Source organism: Candidatus Alcyoniella australis (genome assembly GCA_030765605.1).
Taxonomy (GTDB): Bacteria; Lernaellota; Lernaellaia; order JAVCCG01; family Alcyoniellaceae; genus Alcyoniella; species Alcyoniella australis.
Window position 1 is genome coordinate 1 of sequence record JAVCCG010000147.1, and the last position, 19824, is coordinate 19824.

General features: G+C 62.4%; 16 protein-coding genes. 9 read left to right on the plus strand and 7 right to left on the minus strand.

Going from position 1 to position 19824, the window contains the following annotated elements:
- The 4 genes from P9M14_17795 to rbsK all read left to right on the plus strand — a co-directional run.
- Positions 1-2084 (plus strand): HEAT repeat domain-containing protein (locus tag P9M14_17795; GenBank protein MDP8257604.1); only part of this gene is annotated, 2084 nt, incomplete at its 5' end.
- A 231-nt stretch (positions 2085-2315) separates the two neighbouring features.
- The gene (locus P9M14_17800; protein ID MDP8257605.1) at positions 2316-2597 is read left to right on the plus strand and encodes an FCD domain-containing protein; all 282 of its coding nucleotides are present in this window, start codon (positions 2316-2318) and stop codon (positions 2595-2597) included.
- Between the two features lie 28 nt (positions 2598-2625).
- On the plus strand, positions 2626-3780 hold the full coding sequence (locus P9M14_17805; GenBank protein ID MDP8257606.1) for a hypothetical protein: 1155 nt from the start codon (positions 2626-2628) through the stop codon (positions 3778-3780).
- 153 nt (positions 3781-3933) lie between these two features.
- Entirely contained in the window at positions 3934-5547 is a 1614-nt protein-coding gene (gene rbsK / locus P9M14_17810) for a ribokinase (protein MDP8257607.1), read from the plus strand.
- 37 nt (positions 5548-5584) lie between these two features.
- On the opposite strand, the gene P9M14_17815 is transcribed toward rbsK, so the two are convergent.
- The 3 genes from P9M14_17815 to P9M14_17825 all read right to left on the minus strand — a co-directional run bounded on the left by P9M14_17815 (position 5585) and on the right by P9M14_17825 (position 10312).
- The gene (locus P9M14_17815; GenBank protein ID MDP8257608.1) at positions 5585-8680 is read right to left on the minus strand and encodes an efflux RND transporter permease subunit; all 3096 of its coding nucleotides are present in this window, start codon (positions 8678-8680) and stop codon (positions 5585-5587) included.
- 4 nt (positions 8681-8684) lie between these two features.
- A complete protein-coding gene (locus P9M14_17820; GenBank protein MDP8257609.1) occupies positions 8685-9791 on the minus strand; it encodes an efflux RND transporter periplasmic adaptor subunit in 1107 nt (368 codons plus the stop codon).
- 299 nt (positions 9792-10090) lie between these two features.
- Positions 10091-10312, minus strand: coding sequence for a hypothetical protein (locus P9M14_17825; GenBank protein ID MDP8257610.1), 222 nt, complete (start codon positions 10310-10312; stop codon positions 10091-10093).
- A 424-nt stretch (positions 10313-10736) separates the two neighbouring features.
- Here P9M14_17825 and P9M14_17830 point away from each other — a divergent pair, with 424 nt between their 5' ends.
- Positions 10737-11963, plus strand: a complete 1227-nt coding sequence (locus P9M14_17830) for a pentapeptide repeat-containing protein (GenBank protein MDP8257611.1) — start codon at positions 10737-10739, stop codon at positions 11961-11963.
- A gap of 61 nt (positions 11964-12024) precedes the next feature.
- Here the strand turns inward: P9M14_17830 and P9M14_17835 are convergent, their stop codons facing one another.
- Together P9M14_17835 and P9M14_17840 are read right to left on the minus strand one after the other, a co-directional pair.
- Positions 12025-12228 (minus strand): hypothetical protein, encoded by a 204-nt coding sequence (locus P9M14_17835; GenBank protein MDP8257612.1) that lies wholly within the window; start codon positions 12226-12228, stop codon positions 12025-12027.
- Complete coding sequence (locus P9M14_17840) at positions 12225-12776, minus strand: kelch repeat-containing protein (protein MDP8257613.1); 552 nt, start codon at positions 12774-12776, stop codon at positions 12225-12227. Before P9M14_17840 ends, P9M14_17835 begins: the two co-directional genes overlap by 4 nt.
- A 65-nt stretch (positions 12777-12841) precedes the next feature.
- On the opposite strand from P9M14_17840, the gene P9M14_17845 reads away from it, so the two are divergent.
- A complete protein-coding gene (locus tag P9M14_17845) occupies positions 12842-15049 on the plus strand; it encodes a GH92 family glycosyl hydrolase (protein MDP8257614.1) in 2208 nt (735 codons plus the stop codon).
- A 4-nt stretch (positions 15050-15053) separates the two neighbouring features.
- On the opposite strand, the gene P9M14_17850 is transcribed toward P9M14_17845, so the two are convergent.
- Positions 15054-16598 carry a PKD domain-containing protein gene (locus P9M14_17850; protein MDP8257615.1) on the minus strand — a complete coding sequence of 515 codons (1545 nt, stop codon included), beginning with the start codon at positions 16596-16598 and terminating at the stop codon, positions 15054-15056.
- Between the two features lie 92 nt (positions 16599-16690).
- Between P9M14_17850 and P9M14_17855 the strand changes: the two genes are divergently transcribed.
- A complete protein-coding gene (locus P9M14_17855) occupies positions 16691-18325 on the plus strand; it encodes a glycosyltransferase family 39 protein (protein MDP8257616.1) in 1635 nt (544 codons plus the stop codon).
- Between the two features lie 16 nt (positions 18326-18341).
- On the opposite strand, the gene P9M14_17860 is transcribed toward P9M14_17855, so the two are convergent.
- Complete coding sequence (locus P9M14_17860) at positions 18342-18596, minus strand: hypothetical protein (GenBank protein MDP8257617.1); 255 nt, start codon at positions 18594-18596, stop codon at positions 18342-18344.
- A 140-nt stretch (positions 18597-18736) separates the two neighbouring features.
- Between P9M14_17860 and P9M14_17865 the strand changes: the two genes are divergently transcribed.
- Together P9M14_17865 and P9M14_17870 are read left to right on the plus strand one after the other, a co-directional pair.
- Positions 18737-19540 (plus strand): class I SAM-dependent methyltransferase, encoded by an 804-nt coding sequence (locus P9M14_17865; protein MDP8257618.1) that lies wholly within the window; start codon positions 18737-18739, stop codon positions 19538-19540.
- 57 nt (positions 19541-19597) lie between these two features.
- On the plus strand, positions 19598-19824 hold a 227-nt coding region (locus tag P9M14_17870; GenBank protein MDP8257619.1), incomplete at its 3' end, for a hypothetical protein.

Genomic DNA, 19824 nt, shown 5'->3' on the forward strand with positions numbered 1-19824 from the left:
CTGCCGCCGAGGCGCTCGGTTCGCTTGGGGACGTCAGTGCGGTCGAGCCGCTAATCGGTGCGCTCGGGGACAAGAACTTGATGGTCCAAGAGACTGCCGCCGAGGCGCTCGGTTCGCTTGGGGACGTCAGTGCGGTCGAGCCGCTAATCGGTGCGCTCGGGGACAAGAACTGGTCTGTCCAAAGGGCTGCCGCCGAGGCGCTCGGTTCGCTTGGGGACGTCAGTGCGGTCGAGCCGCTAATCGGTGCGCTCGGGGACAAGAACTCGTATACCCGCAAGGCCGCGGCTAAGGCGCTCGGAAAGTTGGGGGAGGCACATTGGAAGACATGGGTTCTCGGCATGGACAACGACCTCCTGCGACTGGGAGAAAGCGGTGACGCGCGTGCCTTCGAGCCGCTCATCAGTGCACTCAAACACTGGCATTTGCTCGTCTGGACGGCTGCCAAGGCGCTCGGTGAGCTCGGAGATGGGCGTGCGGTCGAGCCGCTAATCGGTGCGCTCGGGCACTGGGATTCGGACGTCCGAAGTTCCGCCGCCTGGGCGCTCGGCGCACTCGGGGACGCCCGTGCGGTCGAGCCGCTGGTCCGCGCGCTCGGGGACGAGAAATCGTATACCCGCAAGGCCGCGGCTAAGGCGCTGGGTGAGCTAAGCGACACGCGGGCCGTCGACCCGCTCATCCTCGCCCTTACGGATAAGGACGCGGATGTCCGGCAGTGTGCTGCCAAGGCGCTGGCGTTGTTGGGCCATCCGGAGTGGGCCCAGTGGGTCAAGGGCGAAGACGATGATTTCCTGCGACTTGGGCGTAGCGGCAAGTCAGAGGTGGTCGAGCCGCTAATCGGTGCGCTCGGGCACTGGGATTCGGACGTCCGAAGTTCCGCCGCCTGGGCGCTCGGCGCACTCGGGGACGCCCGTGCGGTCGAGCCGCTGGTCCGCGCGCTAGGAGGCAAATGTGATGGCCGCGGGGCTGCAGCCAAAGCGCTGGGTGAGCTAAGCGACACGCGGGCCGTCGACCCGCTCATCCGCGCCCTTACGGATAAGGACGCGGATGTCCGGCAGTGTGCTGCCAAGGCGCTGGCGTTGTTGGGCCATCCGGAGTGGGCCCGGTGGGTCAAGGGCGAAAACGATGATTTCCTGCGACTTGGGCGTAGCGGCAAGTCAGAGGTGGTCGAGCCGTTAATCCGAGTCCTCAGAGAACGGGACGCGGAACTCCGGGAGCACGCCGTCGAGGTCTTGGGGAAGCTGGGCGACACCCGAGCCGTCGCCCCGCTCATCCGCGCCCTTACGGATGAGGACGCGGATGTCCGGCAGTGTGCTGCCGAGGTACTCGGGAAGTTGGGCGACACGCGAGCGGTCGAACCGCTCATCCGCGCCCTCAACGACGGCGATGGCTATGGACATAAAATCCACGAGGCCGTCGCTAAGGCGCTAGGGGAGCTGGGCGACACGCGAGCGGTCGAGCCGCTAATCGGCGCCCTTGGGAGCGAAGTCGCAAATGTCCGGTTGCGGGCGGCCGAGGCGCTTTGGGCGTTGGGTGACGTGCGAGCGATCAAACCACTCGTCGGCGTAGTTAGGGATACGGACTGGCGGGTCATGAAGGCAGCCGCCGATGGATTGATGAATCTGGGCGATGCACGCGCTGCTGGCGCCGTCAGCCACGCCATCGGGATTCTCTTCGACCCTAATGAGTTCTCGACTGGATTCAAACTAATGGCTAGCTGCTACAGGCTCCTCTTCTCGACCCTGAGCCCGGAACTGCTGGCAGGGTGCACGATCCACGAGGGTAAGATCCACGCGAAGGGTGACGACTGGAGCTTCTGCCTGGTGATCGGCTCGCCGGACGAAGCAAAACTCGAGTATGTACACCGTGCATTCGACACGATTGAGGGAAGAGGACTTCTTCCGCCTGGCCGGAGGTTCAATAGCGGGATTGTCGGCAACAAAGAAAGAGACTTGGTGTGGACGGGGAAGGTGGACGCGGCCGGCCGGCTCATTGGCATCCGGGACATGTACTCTGTCTTTGCCGAATGGATTAAAGACCTTCCGGGAACGTCATGGCGAATGGGGCCCTCGGAAGGCGGGGAGTGAACTGGACGGCGAATTGCTGTGGTACCTCGACGAGTACCACGCCTACTACAACCGGCACCGGGCGAACCAGGGTGCTTCCCTAGCCAATTGTTGTTAATAGATGTGCAACCACTTGAAATAACAGACCACTATTACTGTTTTCGCCTGCAACATATGTTTGATCCCTTGGCAATCTGGTAAAAGCCCGTAAGATTCAAAGCTTGAATGGCCGTTCTTTGCAAGCAACAACAGTTGATTAGGGCAGCACCGGACTTCGCGCTGTACTACGAGTTGGCCAAGGCCAGCGGCAACCGGATCTTCGTGTTCACACTGAACACCGTGCGTCAGGTGATGCAACAGGTGATCGGCCTCTATTCCCAGCTGGCCGACAACTCCCGGACCTCGCTCGATCTCTATTACCGACTACTCGAGGCGCTGCGCAACAAGGACGCGGACACGGCCGAGGAGCTGTTCGAACAACAGGCGCGCCAGGACGATCTGTTGCTGTCCTCAATGATGGACGGCATGGGCTGAACCTTTGCAGGGAAATGGGAGCCGGAAAATGTGCAAACAAACGTGGTTTCTGCTGTGTCTGATCTGCTGTGCGTGCGCGCTGCTGTTGGTGGCGGCCTGTGCAGGCGACGATGACGAGTCGGACGACGACGACGATGCTGCCGACGACGACGATGCTGCCGACGACGACGTTGACGACGACGATGATGATGACGATGACGATGATGACGACGACATCGAGTTCGAGTACAGCATCAAGACCTACACCCACACCGCCGTGCTGCCCTACCTCGACGAGTTCGCCACACGCGGCTTCCGCATCTACCTCGGGGCCTCTCCGAGCTCGATCGGCTCAGCCAACCTGGCGACCCTCCTAGAGCAGGCTGAGGGTCTGGGCATCTTGATCACGCTTTGCCCGTATGCCTCGGTCGGCGGGTTCCCCAGCGAGACCAACATCGATACTTTCGGCGCGGACGTTGACGCCGCCCTGAACTGGCTGGACACGGTGACCCACAGCGTGGATACGATCTCGATCAACATGGAGCTGGGCTCGCCGCTGGACAAGCAGATCCAGAACGCCTGGGCCGAGGGCGACTTCGCCCTGTTGCTGGAGATCTTCGAGGGAACGTTGAACCGGGAGATGTTCCAAGTCTCGTTGGCGCAGTATCAGGCGATGGTTGAGCAGATCCAGCAACGCGGATACGAGGTGCAGATCACAACCTTCCCGTTCCTGGTCGACGACCTGGACGACGGCGACACGGACATCCAGGACGTGTGCAACATCCCGATGGACGGCATCGACTGGGACCGCATAGCTCCCTGCGCCTACACCACCGAATACTCGCACTACGTGGGCACGTTCGGCATATCGCCCTACTTCGCCTATATGTACGCGACCAAGGCCCGCGAGTTGTACGGCGACGCGGCGGTGGTCGACCTGGGTTTGGTCCGGACCACGGGCAACAACGGCTACGAATCGCCGGACCAGTTGGCCGCGGACGTGGCCGCGACCAAGGCCGCGGGCGTGCGGCGGATCGAGGTCTTCCAGTTCAGCGGCATGCTGCAGTACGAGGACTACGAGTTCGCGGACTGGGCCGACGCGCTGCTCGCGCAGCCGCTGATCCCGGAAGTCGATCCCGATGTCGTGGCGATCCGCGATTTGACCGCTCTGGTCGACTCGACTCTGGATTCAATGGAGAAATAGCAGCTCGGCATCGGGCGACCCACAATTGGACCCAGACCATTCCGCCGACAGCGCCGCAACCGGCCCAGTGGTTGCACGCGCGGTGTGCAATACAGTAGAAACCTGTCTAATGATCCCTGCCCGACGCCCTTGAGACTCAACCCAGGAGCGACAATGGACCAACCGAGAATCTGCGTGGTCGGAGCGTGCAACATCGACCTGATCAGCTACGTGCCGCGTCTGCCGGTGTTGGGCGAGACCCTGCACGGCGAGCGCTTCGCCATCGGCTTCGGCGGCAAGGGGGCCAACCAGGCGGCGATGGCCGCCAAGCTCGGAGCCGCGGTGAGCATGGTCGCCAAACTCGGCCGCGACACCTTTGGCGAGGATACCCTGGCCAACTTCAAGCGGCTGGGGATCGACACGCGCCACGTGGTGTTCACCGACCAGGCGTTCAGCGGAGTCGCGCCGATCGCTGTCGATGCGCAGGGGAACAACTCGATCATCATCGTCACCGGGGCCAACGACCTGCTGACCGTTGACGAGGTCGAGGCCGCGCGCGATGTCATTGCCGCGTCGCAGGTGCTGGTCTGCCAGCTCGAGAGCCCGCTGGAGATCAGCCTCGCCGCGTTGCGCATCGCCCGCGAGCACGGGGTCACGACGATCTTCAATCCCGCGCCGGCCCGCGCCGAGCTGCCCGCCGAATGCTATCAGCTCAGCGACGTGTTCTGCCCCAATCAAAGCGAGACCGAGCTGCTCACCGGACTGCCCGCCCAGAGCGTGGAGCAGGCGCAAATCGCGGCGCGGGTGTTGCTCGAACGCGGGGCCAAATCGGTGATCCTGACCCTGGGCGAGCACGGTAGCCTGCTGGTGACCGCTGACGCGGTGCGTCACGTGCCGGTCCAACCGGTACGCGCTATCGACACCACGGGCGCGGGCGATTGCTTCGTGGGCAGCCTGGCGTTCTTCATGGCGGCCGGACAGCCGCTAGAGGAGGCGATTCGACGCGCCAACACCATCGCCTCGATCAGCGTGCAGTCCAACGGAACCCAGACCAGCTTCCCCGACATTGCGCAGCTTCCGCCGGGATTGATCGATCTGCAGGCGAGCCCGGACCGAGCCACGATCAGCCCGCAGCAGCTCGCGTCCTACATCGACCACACGCTGCTGAAGCCCGACGCGCTGAGCGCGGACTTTGACCGGCTGTGCGACGAGGCGCTGCGCTTTGGATTCAAGTCGGTCTGCGTCAACTCCAATCGCGTGGCCCAGGTTGCCAAGCGACTGGCAAACAGCGCGGTCAAGGTTTGCAGCGTAATCGGCTTCCCCCTGGGCGCAATGGAGAGCGCGGCCAAGGCGGCCGAGGCGCGGCGCGCCGTGGAGCTGGGAGCCACAGAGATCGATATGGTAATCAACGTCGGCGACCTGATCGCGGGCGACCTGCAAAGCGTGGAGCAAGACATCCGCACGGTGCGTGATGCGGCCCCGCAACCGATCGTGCTCAAGACAATCATCGAGACCTGTCTACTCAGTGACGAGCAGAAGGTCGCGGCCTGCCGCATCGCCCAATCCGCCGGAGCCGATTTTGTCAAAACCAGCACCGGGTTCTCCAGCGGCGGCGCAACGGTGGACGACGTGCGTCTGCTGCGCGCCACGGTCGGAACCGATATGGGGGTTAAGGCCAGCGGCGGAATCCGCGATACTCAAACAGCCTTGGAGATGATCGAGGCCGGGGCCGACCGCATCGGCGCCAGCGCGGGTCCGGCGATTATTAAGGGACTGGACCACAAATAGCGACGTTGCTGTTGTAGTCCGGCCGGACGATTCCTCGTTACTGCGCGTCCGAGCGCCCGATCAATCCCAACAGCCGCAGCCGCCAGTGTTCAAGCAGCGAGTAGGCGCAGGGAATCACGAACAGCGTCAGCAGCGTGGCGAACGCCAGCCCCCAGATCATGCAGATCGCCATCGGCTTCCACATCAGCCCCTCGCCGCCCAGGCCGCAGGCCATCGGCATCAACCCGGCGATGGTGGTGAACGTCGTCATCAGGATCGGCCGCATACGCTGGGCCCCGGCGTCGGCCACGGCCTCGTTGATCGCCATCCCGGCGCGTTTGCGCACGTTGGCGAAGTCGACCAGCACCAGCGAGTCGTTGACCACCACCCCGGCCAGCGCGATCACCGACATCCCGGCGACCATCGAGAATTTCATCCCCATCACGATCAACCCGATCGACACGCCGAGGATCGAGAACGGCACGGTAATCATCACCACCAGCGGCTGGGCGAACGATTTGAACTGCGATCCGAGGATCATGTAGATCAAGATCAGCGCGATCAGGAACTCGTAATACAGGTCGCCGAATACGTCGCTCTGCTGCTTGGCCTCGCCGGAGAACTCCAGCGAGTTGCCCGGAAAGCGCGACGGGACGTTGGCGTAGAGCTCGCGGATGGTCCCGTTGGCCTCCTCCGAGGTCGCCTGTTGGTTGTCGACGTTGGCGGTAACCGAAATCACCCGCCGACCGTCGTAACGGTTGACCGCCTCGAGGGTCTGCTCGGTGGCAAAGGTGCCCAGCTCGCTCAGCGGTACGCTGACGCCCAGCGACGATCCGATCCGCAGCTTGCGCAGCTGCTCGAGCCCGGCGCGGTCGTCCTCGCGATACATCACCCAGACCTTGACCTCGTCGTCGCTCTTATCGCGAAACGAGGTCGCCTCGAACCCCTCGATCGACATCCGCAGCTCGCTGGAGAGCTCGGCGATGCTGATGCCGTAGGCCGAGAGTTTGACGCGGTCGGGAATGAACCGCAGCTTGGACTTGCCGGTCTGGAAGTCGGTGCGCACGTCGGAAACGCCCGGAATCGCGTTCAGGTCCTGCTCGATCATCGTGGCGATGGTCTGCATCTTCTCCAGGTCGGAGCCCTTGATCCGGATGTCCACGGCCGAATCAACCGGCGGCCCGTGTCTGCCGGCCTGAAACTGCACCGACCTGATCTCGGGAATGCCGTCGACGATCTTGCGAATGTCGGCCTTGATCTGTTGGTTGGTGCGACGGTCGGAATTCTCCGTAAAGTTGACGGTGATCATTCCGCCGTCGGTGGTGGTCATCCGGCTGCGATGTTGGATCACCATCCCGGCGAGCACGGTCACCGACTCGACGTCGGTCTGGGGCAACTCGTCGATGATCCGCTTGCTCAGATCGGCCAGCACGCCGTCGGTCACGTCCAGCCGCGTGCCCACCGGCAGCCGGACGATCAGCTCCTCGCTCGAGCTGTCCTCGCGGGGGAACAGCTCGACCCGCAGCAGCGTCGCGGCGGCCATCGTCACCAGCAGAGTCGCGGCCACGGTGCCGCCGACCACCAGATAGCGGTGGCGCAGCGCCTTGCCGATCAGCCGTCGATATATCGCCAGCAGGCGGCGGAACATCCGATCGCCCAGGCGGCGGCTGTGGTTGTGCGGCAGCCTGCCGAAGTCGGCCAAATGCGAGGGGAGCACCACCAGCGCCTCGACCAGCGATCCGGCGAGCGCGAGCATCGCCACCACCGGCAGCACGTAGATAAACTTGCCGATTCGACCCTCGGTCATCAGCAGCGGCAGAAACGCTGCCACGGTGGTCAGCACCGCCGCGACCACCGGCCACATCACCTCGTGCGTGCCGTCGATCGCCGCCTGGACCCGATCCTTGCCCATCTCCAAATGACGGTAGACGTTTTCGATGACGATGATCGCGTCGTCGACCACCATCCCCAGCACCAGGATGAAGCCGAACAACGACAGCGTGTTGATCGTCTCGCCGATCCAGCTCAGAGCGGCAAAGGCGAAGAGGAAGGCGAAGGGAATACCGATCACGGCCAGGGCTCCGCTACGCGCGCCGATCAGGAAAGTCATCAGCAGCGCCACCAGCACCAGACCGACCAGCGCGTTGCCCGACAGCGCGCGGATGCTGTCGCTGACGTCCTCGGACGTGTCCTTCTGCACCGAGATCGTCACGTCGTTGATCCGGCCCTGAAAGTCCTCGATCACAGTACGGGCCTGACGCGCCAGGTCGATCACCGAGCCGTCGTCCTTCATGAACAGCTCGATGGTCACCGTCTTTTCACCGTTGAGGCGGCTGGTGACCTGGTCCTCGTCAAAGCCATCGACCACCTGCGCCAGGTCGCCCACGCGCACCGAGCGCCCTTGCCGGTCGCTGAGCACCACTACGTCGGCAATCTGCCGCGCGCTCTGGATCTGGCCGCTGGGGCTGAAGATCAGTTCCTTGGTCCCCAGGTCGATCCGGCCCGAGGGCAAATCGCTGTTGGCCCGCTGGATTGCAATGTAGATCTGATTGAGCGTTACGCCGTGGGCCTCGATCCGCGAGCGGTCGGCCTCGACGCGCACCTCGCGGGTGGGAACGCCGCTGATTTCGACCTTCTTAATGCCATCGATGTCGAGCATCGCTTGCTTGATCTCTTCGGCCAGCTGCTCCATCCCGGCAACGCCGTACTCGCCGGTGAGGGTCACGTCGAGCACCGAGCGCAGATCGCTGGACTTGATTTTAATTACTTGCAGCGAGTCCGCGGCCTCCTGGGGCAGCTCGCCTTTGATGCGGTCGATCTCCGATTTGAGATCAGTGACCGCGATCTCGTAATCCTCGATGTCGCTGTCGTATTCGACGAAGATCAGCGCACGCCCCTCGTAACTCTGGGCGTAGACCTGCTCGATGTCCGACAGCGTCCGAATCCGATCCTCCAGCGGCAGGGTGATCAGCCGCTCGACGTCCAGCGGCGAGGCGCCCGGGTAGGTGGCGCTGACGATCGCGATCTCGATCGTCACCGAGGGGTGGCGCTCGATCGGCATGTTGAAGATCGCGAACAGCCCGGCGATGATCACCACGACCATCAGCAGGTTGACCATCACCGGTTGCTTGACAACAAAGCTCGGCAGCGACATCGCCCTACTCCACGACTTCGACGGTCGAGCCGTCGTTCAGCTTCTCGTTTCCCACGGTCACTATCGCATCGCCGGCCTCGACCCCGTCCTGGAGCACGACCCGCCGTCCGTTCTGCGGACCGGGCGTCACCTGTTGCTCGCGGACCGCGCCGTTGTCGATCAGGAACACGTAGCTCTTGCCGTAGCGCTGGAAGACCGCGTCGATCGGCACGGAGAAGGCCTGTTCAATGGACAACACCGGGATCTGTACCGTGGCGATCATCCCCACCCGAACGGAGTCGGGCGGATCGATCAGCTCGAGCTGCACCGGGTAGGTCATGGTCGGCTCCAGCGCCTTGACCCCCACTCGCGCCACATTGGCGCGCAGCTCGCTCTCGCCCAAAGTCGGGATGCTCAGCCGAGCCTCCATGCCCGGCTGGACAGCATCGATCTCCTCCTGGCCCACACCGATCATTAATTGCAGTTGGCCGGGATCGACCAGTTGGGCAACTGCGGTGCCCTGACCCAAGGTGTCGCCCAGTGAGACCAGATCGTCGGCGATCACACCGTCGAACGGTGCGCGCACAGTGGCGTTGCGCAATGAGCGCCGGGCCAAAGACAGCTTCGCCTCGGCCGATTCCAGGACGGCCTGGGCGTTGCGTTGGGCGTACTTGATCTGATCGAAGTCCGCGTCCGAGATCAGCTGTTTGTCGTGCAGCAGTCCGGCGCGATCGAGCTGGTCCTGAGCCTGCTCCAGGCCGACCGTGGCCTGGGACACTGCGGCCTGCGCCGCGTCGAGCTCAATGCGGTACGGCTCGCTGTCCACGCTGACCAGCGCGTCGCCCTTCTTCACGCGGGCACCGATCTCGAGCCGATCGATCACGACCCTACCGGCAGTCTCGGAGATCACGGTCACGTCGTTGACCGCCTCGATCGAGCCGCTGAACTCGATAATGCGCGAGAACGGCTGAGCCGCGATGGTCGTGGCCCGCACCTTGACCGGGGCCTGATCCGCGTGCGGCTGCGACGCCTTGCCGGCCTGAGGCGGCCCGGGGCAACCCGAAGCGCTGAACGCGACCAAGGCCAGAACGCAGGCGATTGCGATTGGTAAATTGGTAAATTTGATTTGCATGGCTCTCTCCGTTCGGGCGCTCGCAGGGCAGCAGTTGACATTGTCAAGGTACCGGCCAACCGCGCAAAAATCAGTGACGAATAAGTATCAATGGGTATCGGTCTGTATCGCATCCAAATTGAACTCGAATATTGCACTGTTCGATATTAAAAGACCACTTCACTGCGGAGTGGGCACACGAAAGATAAAAAGAGGAAAAAGCGCCAGGGGTGATCAGCGCTTTCCCCATGTAATACCCCACCGACCTTTGACCGATTTGGCCAATCCGCCAAAGGGAGATCGGCATTGTCAGGGATCGTTCAATGATGCATCGGTGGCGGACGATGCTGGTCAAGATCGACCAGCTTCTGACGCTGCAAGGGTGTGAGACTGGCGTGAAACGCAGCCTCAGCGTCGATCATGGTGTTGAAGGAATCGACTTCAGGCCCGTTATCGGCTCGCTTTAACCTTTGGGCCAGACTGGGGAAGTCGGGCGTCTGGGCCTGCATTTCCTCCAGGAAGGATTGACGCACCAAATGCATCCGATCTCGTTCTTGCTCTATCTCTTGGCGTGAGAATTAGTTTCCCATCGGGGAGAGCGCCTGGAACAGCTCCAGCCGCGCCTCGTGAGCAAGTTCGAACAGCTCGGCTTGCTCGGGCGTCAGCTCCAGCTCGTCACCGCGATCATCATCTGCTTCCGCTACGCCCGGGATTTAGCGCAGGAATAATCAGGGCTATCCACCAAGCAGCGACCAATACAACAACCTTGTACGTTAGTATTAATACGATACGAGCCTATTATAAAATACCTCTTGGGAAAAAGGGCGACTTTTGGTACCTTTTCTTGTCAAAAGTCAAGCAGATTGCATTGGGTCGCAAATTGATCGAATCCACTTTGGATTCATCGGGAGTTTGGCAACCGGGCCGCATCCCATATCACGATTGATTCGGGCCATGGAGGTAACGATGTATCGAGAGGTAATCGACAAAGAAAAAGTCCTCAACAACTTCGAGAAGTTCGTGACCCTCGAGCAGGGCGAGAAATGGTTGCTCTTCTGCGATAATACGATTATGGGCAACGGCAAGGAAGGAATCGTGCTGACCCAGCTGCGAATAATACACTTCAAGAAGAGCACTATTTCGAGCTTCCCCCTAACTGAGTTGGCCGGAGTGGAGCCGTATAAGTTCGGCAAGGGCAAGACACTCGGCATCGTGCTGACCGACCAAGCCGGCGATACGACAGAGATAAAGTTGACGGTTGTGGTCAGTGCGGATCTGGATACCTTTATCAATGAGATCCGCGCGCAACTTTCAAATGACGGCGCGGAGGGTACGGCCTCACAAAACCCGATACCCGATGCCGAGGCCCAGCCCAGCCCGTCCACTGAACTCCCAGCACCTCGGAAGTCTGACGAAACAACCAAGAAATGTTCCCACGTGAAGAAGGGTCAGGGCTGCGCCAAGCAAGCGCTGCCGGGCACGGAATTCTGCTGGGAACACCTTCCGAACGACAATAAAGCCGCTTTTCACAACACCCTGAAAAAGCAGTTGGAGCAAGGCAACGACCTCTCGGGAGCGATCCTGGTCGGCGTCGACATGTCTCCGCTGCCATTGAAGGGAGCCAATCTCTCGAGATGCAACCTCTCGGATGCCAAACTAACCAATACGAATCTGGGCAACGCCAAGTTGGTTCACGCGGACCTCTCGGGGGCAGACCTGCGCAAGGCCAACCTTACCGGCGCCGACCTCTCGGAAGCGCAGATCTCCCCCAAGACGAGCTTCCGTTGTACGACGCTTGAGGGCACCAACCTGCAAGGCGTGCTGGGTCTGCAAGAGGTGTCGTTCAACGGCTCCTACCTGGGTGACACCTCGGGAATTCCCGCGGATGACAGATCCGCGGTGAAGGCATCGGCCGACCGCATCGACCTCAAGACACCGTTACTGACTCTCCTGATGGTCTTTGGTGGGACTTTCGCGCTGATCAACATCGTCTTCGCCTTTATCACCGTGGCGATCCCCCTGGGGATGAATGCAATCATCGTTTACATCGTTGTCGGCTGGTCATTGGCCGGCGCTGGGGGCGCTCTAGTGGGAGTTGTCATTGGCAGCGTTTTAGGGATTGTCCCCTTGCTGATCTATGCGAAGGCAACCAAGGGAAAACGCTCCCCCCACGCTGATGGCGGGGTGTCCTAGTCCGTCAACGGATACCCGGCTTCCGATCAATCCCTGCGTGGTTGATCGTTTATCGATCTGCTCAGCCGCAGCACCCCGAGTCGTCGTCATCATCGTCGCCGCCCGTAGCGTCGTCATCATCGTCATCGCCGTCTGGAGGCGCCGTGATTGCGAAAGCGCTCGCCAGGGTCCCTTCGCCGTTGTCCGTGGTCACGGTCAGATCGTAGGATCCGGCCTCGGCGTCGCCCAGGTCCACACTGCACTCGATCTGTTCGTAATCGGTCAACTGCGGGTCCGCGCGCCGGCTACGACCGTCGGCATATCATGACCGCTGCTCCAGGTGTCCTGCTCGATGTCGTAGATGTACAGCTCGGCCTGGTTGCCCGAATCGTACCCCCCGGCGGAGTAGATCTTGCCGTCGAGCATCCCGCAGGTCGTGTTGAAACGCTTCGCGGGCAGGTCGGCTCCTTGGGACCAGGTGTCGCCCTGGATATCGTAGATGTAGAGCTTGTCGATTTCGCTAAACGGCAGCCCGGTGGCGCCGCCAACCGAGAAGATCTTACCCTCATAGCCCACGGCGCAGGAGGCGACCACGTTTTCGGGCAGCAGAGTCAGGACCTCCCAGGTATCGCCGATGGGGTCGTAGGACCACATGTTGTCGTAAATCGTGGTGTTGAACAGCCTGCCGCCCACCACGTAAAAGCGGTCCTCCCAGACCGCTCCGGCGGCCAGCAGCCGCTCCCCGGACGCGTTCGCCCCAACCTCGTAGCCCCAGGTGCAGGCGTCCACGGCCAGAGCCGCGTTCGGCGCAAGCAGCGCGGTGCAAAGGATCAAAATGACCGCGGATCGCTTCAATCCCCGATTAAATGCTCTATAAAATCCACAATCGGAGGGCTGTTATGGCGTGGGGACGCAAGCTGTTGCTGATCGTAATGCTGATTGCGCTGCTGTCCGCCTGCGCCGATCTATCCGACGCTGACCACGACGATCAGCCCGACGACGATCAGCCCGACGACGATCAATCCGACGACGATCAGCTCGACGACGATGACGATCAACCCGACCTGGAGGACCTCACCGCGCTGGTCGACCCGCTGATGGGCACATCGGGCGATCACGGCCAGCTCCATCCGGCGGCCTCATACCCCTTTGGCATGGTCAAGCTCGGGCCGGACACCCTGGTGCGCGGGCACAGCGGCTACGACTTTCGCATCAACATCGCGCGCGGATTTTCCCACACGCGGATCAACGGCGTGGGCTGCTCGGGCGCGGGCGCGGACCTGCTGCTGCTGCCGCTGGCCGGCAGCGAGCTGCAACGGCTGGCCGTGATGGACAAGGCCGGCGAGCAGGCAACGCCGGGCTTCTATTCCGTGGGCCTGGAAAGCTCTGTCGGGCCGATCGACGTAGAGCTTTGCGTGGCCGCACACTCGGGGCTGCATCGCTACACCTTCCCCGCGGACGTCGAACGCTCGCTGCTAATCGTGCTCGACCAGCCGCTGAACGGCCCGCCCGCATCCTTCTGGCAGCCCGGTCCGGGCGCAGACGAGATCCACGGCATGCTCTCGGGCGCCAACGTCTGCGGCGAAGGGCGCTACTCCCTGTTCTTCAGCGCGCGCTTCAGCGAGCCCTACGTCGAGCTCGAGCCGCTGGATGGCGACGCCAACCTGCGCGTCTGGTTCGCGCCCTCAGCTCAGCCGCTGAGGGTCGAGGTCGGACTCTCCAGCGTTGACGTGGATTCCGCGCGCGCCCAGCGTGACGCCGAACTTAACGGCCTGGAGTTCGAGGAGCTGCGCGAGTCCGCGCGCCTGGCCTGGAACGAACTGTTGCACACGGCCTACGTTGAGGGCGACGATAATTTGCGTAGGCTGTTCTACACCATGCTCTACCGCTCGCTGCTCTACCCGGCCGACGTTACCGACTCCGCTGGCATTTATCGCGGCACGGACGGCGAGCTGCATCAGGCCACGGACCACAGGCACTATCACGGCTGGTCGCTGTGGGACACCCACCGCACCAAATACCCCCTGATCTCGCTGCTCGACCCCCGGCGTTACTCCGACCTGGCGCGTTCGCTGGTCGAGCTCTACGTACAGGGCAAGGCCGATTGGTCCACGGACCATGAGCCCTACCCCAACGTGCGCACCGAGCACTCGGCGGCCCTGCTGCTCGACGCTCGGCGCAAGGGCCTGCTCGCGCCGGACGAGCTGCAACAGGCATACGACGCGATCCTTAGCGAGGTCGAGGGCCTGGAGTTCGGCACTCCGGACAGTCGGCTCGAATCGTCTTTCGACCTGTGGGCCGCGGCGCAGATCGCCGAAGATCTGGGTCACGACGTTGAGCGTGACGCGCTGCTGGCGCAGGCCGCGCAATACGAGTCGACCTGGAACGAGCACTTCAAGGTGATGGGCGATGACGCGGACACGGTGCACGCGCGCGGGCTATACGAGGGGACGCTGTGGCAATACCGCTGGGCCGTGCCCCACGATGTGGCTGGGATCATCGAGCTCGACGGCGGGCCACAGCAATTCCTCGACGATCTGATCCACTTCTTTGAGCAGGAGCTTTACAACCAGGGGAACGAGCCGGACATCCACGCGCCGTTCCTATTCCACTACGCGGGCGCGCCCTGGCGCAGCCAACGGCTGGTGCGCTCGCTGCTGTGCGAGAAGGTCAACCAGTGGTACGGCACCCATGAGAAGTGGAGCGCACCGTACCACGGCCGGATCTTTCGCCTCGATCCCGAAGGGATGATCCCGGAGATGGACGACGACGCGGGCACGATGTCGGCCTGGTTCGCACTGGCCGCGCTCGGGCTGTACCAGGTGACTGTGGGCGAACCGGTCTACCTGCTGGGCGCGCCGATCTTCCCACGCGTGAGCCTGCGGCCGCGCAACAGCCAGGACGAGTTCGTGATCGAGGCCCGCGGCCTGAGCGTCGAGAACGTCTACATCCAATCCGCGACTCTCGATAGCGAGCCGTTGTCGCGCGCCTGGCTGACCTACGATCAGATCGCCGCGGGCGGAGAGCTGATTTTGCAGATGGGGCCCGAGCCGAACCTTGAATGGGGAGCCGCTCCCGCGGACCTGCCGCCAGCGACCTTCGAGTAGAGGGCTACGGCTTCACCCGCACCCAGAGCCGGACGATCGAGGGTTCGCCGCGCTTGTTCACGCGCTGTACCCGTACCAGGTAGTCGCCCGCCGCGTCGTAGCTATGCTCGATTTGGGCGTAGCCGCCCACGGGGCTGCTGTCCGACTCGGTATTCGCAAGCGGACTGCCGTCGCCGAAATCCCAGACCTCTGACCCGCCACCGATGCCGATCAGCCGTGCCTTGAACACAACCGACTCCCCGGCCCGCACCTGTTGCGAGGGGTAATGCGCCGCGTGCAAATAGCTGTAGAGCGGCAGGTGATTGCGATGCACGATCTGCACTACCGCCGGATCAAAGGCCGTGTTGCCCTGATCGTCGCGCACCTGGAGCAGCTCGGTGAAAAACCCCGGCTGGTCGTAAACCCGCGAGACTCGCTGACCGCTCGCAATTTGGCCGTCGTGGAAGTGCCAGCGATACTCTACGATTTGGCCCGCCATACTTCGCGAGCGCGAGCCATCGAGCTCGATCAGGTCGCCCGGCACGCCGTAGCGATGGGGCCGCGCCACTGCGATCAGCCGCGGATCGTGCTGCTCGAGGTAGGCCTCCCAGAGGTAGGCGTAGGCCGCCTCAGTGCCCCACAGACCCGATGGCTGCTCGCAGATAATCTCGAAGTGCAGATGCGACCAGCCGCCGCTCGATCCCTCCTTGCCCAGCAGGCCGATCGGCTGACCCGCAACGACCTGCTCCCCGATTCGCACCTCGGGAAAAGCGCCGTAGAGGTGGCTGTAGCGATAGAACCAGCCGCGATCGTCGAGCAGGTAGACCACGTCGATGCGATCGCGCCCCATGTGCTGCTCGAGCTGCGCCGGGGTCTGCTCATAGCCCGGCAGCACCTCGCCGTGGGCCAGCACCACCAGACCGGCGGTCGCCGCGGCCACCGTGTCCAGCGCCTCGACCCCGCCCAGATCCACGCCCGAGTGGTAGTAGATCGAACGCATGAACGGCAGGTAATCGTCAGTGGGCTCGTTGCCCGCCTGCGTGCGATTCTCCATCCAGCGCTGCTGCGGCAGCGGATAGTAAAAATCGTCCGCGCAAAACAGCGGGCACCCATCGCGCCAGACGCGCAGGCGCGCGTCCCGTTGCAGACCCCAGCGGTCCTCGTTGCTGTTCGCGTAGTAGTCCGCGGTGACCGGGCAATCCAGTTGCACGCCGTTGATCGATATTGGCAGCGTGTAGTTGCCCGACTCGATCCACAGCGCAGTGCCGTTCACCGCGACCTGGACCAGTGAACGCCGTAACGCACCGCGTTTATCGTCAAATTCGCTTTGAACTTGCAGCAGCTCGATCTCGATCGGATCGCGGCCCTGGAACTCCACCTGGACTGACTCGCCGATCCTCAGATCAAAGACCCGGCGCATGCCGCACTCAAGATTGCCGTCGGATACTCCGGGGTCGGGTCGCTGCGTCGACGAATCTTCTACGCCGTCAGCCTGGCCGGAGCAGCACGCGCAGCACGTCACCAACATCAGCAGCAATGCGCAAAGAACAGTTGAGCGACGAAAGTCCATCGAGGAAAATATTATCCAGTTCATGTTGTCTTAGTCAGATTAACAAAACCGCGCGTCCCGACAAACAGTTTCTTGGGCTATACTTTCCTGTTGTGGTCCCCTTACCGATTGATTTGCCGCAGCCGCCCAAACGCTCCAGGGCGCTGATCGCGCTGTGGCTGATATTGCTCTGCGCAGTATACTTGGCGTTACGCCTGCCAAGCCTGCTGGATTTGCCGCCGTTTAACGACGAGTTGGGCCATCTGCGCTGGACCCAACAGATCTTTCAAAGCCCGTCAAATGCCTTTGTCTCTTTTGATGCGGTGGGCAAGCAGCCGCTGTACTTCTGGATCTCCAGCCCGCTGATACCGTTGTTCCGCGACCCGCTGTACGCCATGCGACTGTCCGCAGTGCTCTGTGGACTGCTGAGCTTGATCGGCACGCTGCTGCTGACGCGCGAGCTGATCGGCAATAAGTATCGCGCCGCGCCCTACCTGGTCGGCCTGCTTTATGCCCTGTGCCCCTTCGCCGTGTTCCACGATCGCCTGGGGATCATGGACCCGCTGGCAACAGCGTGGGGCGTGCTTGCCTTCTACCTGACGTACCGCATGCTCTACCGCTCCAAGCCGGGCAGCTTTTGGCTGCTGGGCCTGGTGCTCGGCGCGGCGTTGATCACCAAGCGCTACTGCGTCTACTACCTGATCTTCCCGCCGTTGCTGTGGTTGGCCGCGGCCCTGGACAAACGGCAAGCGCCCGATCGGCGTGCAACGGCGGCAGTGGCCGCAAGCTTGGCGATCGGGCTGGCAATGCGCTGGGGCGTCAATTTCTACCCCAATCGTGCGCTGGACAGCGAACGTTTCGAGACGCTGTCGAAATATCTGCTCGGCTCGGCGCGCGGCTTGGCCGCCGGAGTGTCGGACAACCTGAGGGTGGCGGCGGACGCCGGACTGGTCTACCTCGGCCTGCCCGCGTTGCTGCTGTTCGCGGCCTTTGCCGTGATCATGCTCTACCGCCGCCGGGCCGACGCTCTGGCCCTGGTCCTGGTCGTGCTCGGCGCCGTGGTCATCGAGATCACGCTGGCCAACAAGCTCTACCCGCGCTACTTGCTGTTCACAGTGCCCTTCGTGCTGATCGGCGCGGCATGGGCGCTGTTTGAAATTTGCGAGCGCGCAGGCCGGATGCTCAAGTCGGCGAGGGCGCCGTTCATCGCGGCCCTGCCGCTGCTGGTGCTGGCGCTGATGGCGTCGATCTACGCTTACCACTCGTGGAGAATCGTCGACGATCCGATCCACGCGCCGCTGGCGCAGCGCGATCGCTGGCAACACATCGAGGGCTGGCCCGCGGGATTTGGTCTACGCGAGTCAATGGACTACATCGACCGGCAGGCGCAACACGGGCCGGTGGACGTGTTTTTCAACTACAGCATGCACATGCCGTTCAACGGTTTTAAAATCTACTTCGACGAACGCCCGGACGTGCGGCTGCATTTATCGGCCTGGCAATACGCCCTGCCCTTTTCCGAGCTGGTGGACCAACGGCTGACCCTGACCATGCCGATCCATTTTCGCTCCGATCAGCAGCTGGTGGAGCAGATCACGCCCGCGGACATGGAACGCGTTTTTTTCGTGGGCAACCTACCGCTGTTCGACCTGGCCAAGTTCGTGGAACTAAGCGGCGAGCCGCTGGAGACCGCGGCCTTTGCCAAGCCGGGCAACAAAAGCTACATCGTGGTGATGCGGCTGCAATAAAGACTCGGACAGACCTCTACCACAACGAAGAGAGATAGATCGCCGCGGCGAGCAGCAGCAGCACGCGATAGCCGTCGGCCGTGGCAAAACGCCGGTCGATCACGTCCAACAGTTGTTCGATGTGCTCCGAACTCACCAGCAGGCGGATCATCATCTGACCCGAGCCGGTTTCCAGATTCCAAACAGCCTCGATCGGCAGCTCGCGAATGATGCGCAGAGCGTCATCGCTGTCCGCCGCGGGCACGAAGATTTCGACCATTCTCAGAGCCATGCGACGCGCCTCCGATGTCGATGGAGCAATAATTTATCGTACATAACATTCGGTTCCGGGCTCAACGTTGTAGCAAATCGAAATCCGCATACAAATCTTACTGCTTGTCCGAGCAACTGTATCAATGATATCCTATGGTTGTGAGACACGCAGACAAGCTTTTTTCGCTTTATGGCGACCTTGATCTGAGCATCGAGGATCTGTATCTGCTCGAGCGATTCCAGATCGCCTATCTTCCCCAGCGCGCGCCGGACCGTGCGCTGGCCGTGGTGTTACACAAATACCCCTCGATCAAACGCTTCCTCACGGCCATGCAGCCTCAGATCGGCGATTACATCTCCGAGATCCTCAAGCGTTACGATCCGCTGGACGAGGACCGCGAGTCCGAAAAGGCCGCCCATGAATGCATTTGGGAACTGGCCGACCTGCTGATCTACTGCAAGCATCCCGAGATCTACGACCGCCGCTCGAACCTCGGAACCGACTTCAGCTTGGCGCTCGAGGGAATCGACCTGTGCAATAAGATTGTGCTCGACGCCGGAGCGGGAACCGGCAGGCTGAGCTTCTGGGCCTGCAATAAGGCGCTAACCGTGTTCGCCGTGGAACCGTGCTCGAGTATGCGCCACTTCATCCGCAACAAGGCCAAGCGTAAACGGATCTACAATCTCTACGCCATGGACGGCCAGCTGGATTCGCTGCAGATTCCCGAGAACGACGTGGACGTGCTTTTGACCTGCCACGCCATCGGCTGGAACCTGGAGGCCGAGCTGCGCGAGATCGAGCGCGTGGTCAAGCCCAACGGAATCGTGGTCCACCTCAGCGGCTACAACGCGGGCGAAACCAACCCGATCCACGACACGATCACATCCGAGCAGTTCGGCTACCAAGCCGAAACGTACGCCGAGACTGACGGCGAGAAGACCAAGTACACCAAACAGTTCTGATCAATATCGCCGCCGCGTCCTCGATCCGACCGAGGACGGGTCATGCGGGAGCGGCCGATGGAACAGCGCGAGCTGCGAAACCGATTGTACTGGTCCTATCATCGCGACGGCCTGTTCGACGTGTTTCTCGGCCTGGGCCTGCTGGGCTTTGGCTTGACCATGCTCTTGGACAATGCGGCGCTGGTGGTGCTGACCTGGGGGCCCTGGCTGCTGTTCCCCGCGTCCAAGTCGTACCTAAGCTACCCGCGCATCAGCCGCGCGGAGCTGCGTGACCTGCCGCACCA

What these genes read in the sequence shown, in the direction of transcription:
- P9M14_17805 (MDP8257606.1), top strand. Translation starts at nt 2,626, where the DNA reads ATGTGCAAACAAACGTGGTTTCTGCTGTGTCTGATCTGCTGTGCGTGC.
- P9M14_17820 (MDP8257609.1), bottom strand. Translation starts at nt 9,791, where the DNA reads ATGCAAATCAAATTTACCAATTTACCAATCGCAATCGCCTGCGTTCTG.
- P9M14_17815 (MDP8257608.1), bottom strand. Translation starts at nt 8,680, where the DNA reads ATGTCGCTGCCGAGCTTTGTTGTCAAGCAACCGGTGATGGTCAACCTG.
- P9M14_17830 (MDP8257611.1), top strand. Translation starts at nt 10,737, where the DNA reads ATGTATCGAGAGGTAATCGACAAAGAAAAAGTCCTCAACAACTTCGAG.
- rbsK (MDP8257607.1), top strand. Translation starts at nt 3,934, where the DNA reads ATGGACCAACCGAGAATCTGCGTGGTCGGAGCGTGCAACATCGACCTG.
- P9M14_17825 (MDP8257610.1), bottom strand. Translation starts at nt 10,312, where the DNA reads ATGCATTTGGTGCGTCAATCCTTCCTGGAGGAAATGCAGGCCCAGACG.
- P9M14_17845 (MDP8257614.1), top strand. Translation starts at nt 12,842, where the DNA reads ATGGCGTGGGGACGCAAGCTGTTGCTGATCGTAATGCTGATTGCGCTG.
- P9M14_17850 (MDP8257615.1), bottom strand. Translation starts at nt 16,598, where the DNA reads ATGGACTTTCGTCGCTCAACTGTTCTTTGCGCATTGCTGCTGATGTTG.
- P9M14_17860 (MDP8257617.1), bottom strand. Translation starts at nt 18,596, where the DNA reads ATGGCTCTGAGAATGGTCGAAATCTTCGTGCCCGCGGCGGACAGCGAT.